The 1576-nt window shown below is 72.8% G+C and carries 2 protein-coding genes; one reads left to right on the top strand and one right to left on the bottom strand.

Going from position 1 to position 1576, the window contains the following annotated elements:
• The coding region (locus O3Q52_RS52925) for a serine hydrolase (RefSeq protein WP_269655525.1) at positions 1 to 1093 on the top strand (1093 nt) is incomplete at its 5' end.
• On the opposite strand, the gene O3Q52_RS52920 is transcribed toward O3Q52_RS52925, so the two are convergent.
• On the bottom strand, positions 1014 to 1576 hold a 563-nt coding region (locus tag O3Q52_RS52920), incomplete at its 5' end, for a DUF4184 family protein (RefSeq protein ID WP_269655524.1). The genes O3Q52_RS52925 and O3Q52_RS52920 overlap by 80 nt on opposite strands.

Below are 1576 nucleotides of genomic sequence, written 5' to 3'. Positions count from 1 at the left end.
CGCCATCGTCCTGAAGGCGCTCACCAAGGACCCGGACTACCGGTACCAGTCCGCCGACGAGATGCGCGTGGACATCGTGGCCTGCCTCGACGGCCCGCCCGTCGCGGCCACCGCGGCCAGCCCCAGAATCCCGGCCGGCGCCACGACCAGACGCGTCCCGGCCGACACCGCCGACTGGACCGACTGGCACCTCAGGCAGGGCGCCACGGGCCACCACGCCTCCTCGGCCGATCCCGCCGACACCGTCACCTGCCAGGCCCCCCACGCCCCCGACCTGGCCGCCCGGCTCTCCCAGGACATCCAGACGGCCCTGTCGTCGAGGGACGGCACGGTCTCCGTGGCGGTGCAGGACGACTCCGGGCTGACCTGCGCACGCGCCAGTGAGCGGCAGTACGACTCGGCGAGCGTCGTCAAGGTGCTGATCATGGAGGGGCTGCTGCGCCGCGCCGAGGAGCTGGGGCGCCGACTCACCCCGTGGGAAGAGACGAACGTACGCCCCATGATCATCAGCTCCGACAACGACTCGGCCGTGCGACTCTGGGCCGACCTGGGCCGCAGCTACCTGAACGACTTCCTCGTCCGAGTCCGCACCACCGCCACCCTCCTGGGCCCGGGCGGCTACTGGGGCCTCACCCGCACCACGGCCACCGACCAGATGCGCCTGCTGGAGGTACTGACGAACGCCCAGTCCTTCCTCCGTACCCGCGCGTACGGCCTGAAACTGCTCTCAGAGGTTCGCGCCGACCAGCGGTGGGGCGTCCCCGCGGGCATGCCGCAAGGGCTGACGGCACACGTCAAGAACGGCTGGCTGCCCCGAGACACCCACGGCTGGCGCGTCCACAGCATCGGCGCCTTCACCGGCGAGGGCCGCAGCTACCGCATCGTCGTCCTGTCCCACGACAACCCCACGATGGCGTACGGCGTCCGCACCATCGAGCGCATAGCGCAGGCCGTCCACCGGGGGCTGGGCCAGGGCCGCGGCCTCGGCCGGGACCTCACCCCGGAGACCGCGATCAGCGAGGAGTCGGACGGCTCGGCTCCGTACGAACCGCTGCCGGGCTGGGACGAACCGGAGCCGGACGCCACACCCTGACCGCCACGCCGTACAGCGCGAGGCCGACGGCGAGACCCGCCCCCGCCCCGAAGCACACGGTGGGAATCAGCTCCCAGGGCTTCGCGCCGGCCGACCAGTGGTCCCACCACCGTGTCGCCCGCCGCACCGCGGCCACCGTCGCGCAGCCACCGATCACGGCCGCGGCGAGCCACCGGTCCCGTACGGACAGCACCGGCACCCCCACGGGCTCCGTGTCGCGCTGCCGCCGCAGGGCGACCACGACGAAGGCGGCGATCACCACCGCGGCGACCGCCGAACCGCCGTACTGCAGATACCAGTAGAGCGGCGAGCCCGCGATCTCCTGCCCGAGGACCGGAAAGACCCGCATGCCCCATCGGTCGAGATGCGTGAACGCGTCCCACACGACATGGGTCAAGGAACCGGCCACCGCGGACACGTACCACCACAGGGCCAGCGCGGGCCGGACGCGGGCGCGCGGCGCACCGCAGCGCAGGAGATCGG

The organism is Streptomyces sp. ActVer (assembly GCF_027270795.1).
GTDB classification, from domain to species: domain Bacteria; phylum Actinomycetota; class Actinomycetes; order Streptomycetales; family Streptomycetaceae; genus Streptomyces; species Streptomyces umbrinus_A.
The sequence above is the reverse complement of the archived record's forward strand: the minus strand, read 5'-3'. Positions and strand labels throughout refer to the sequence as shown.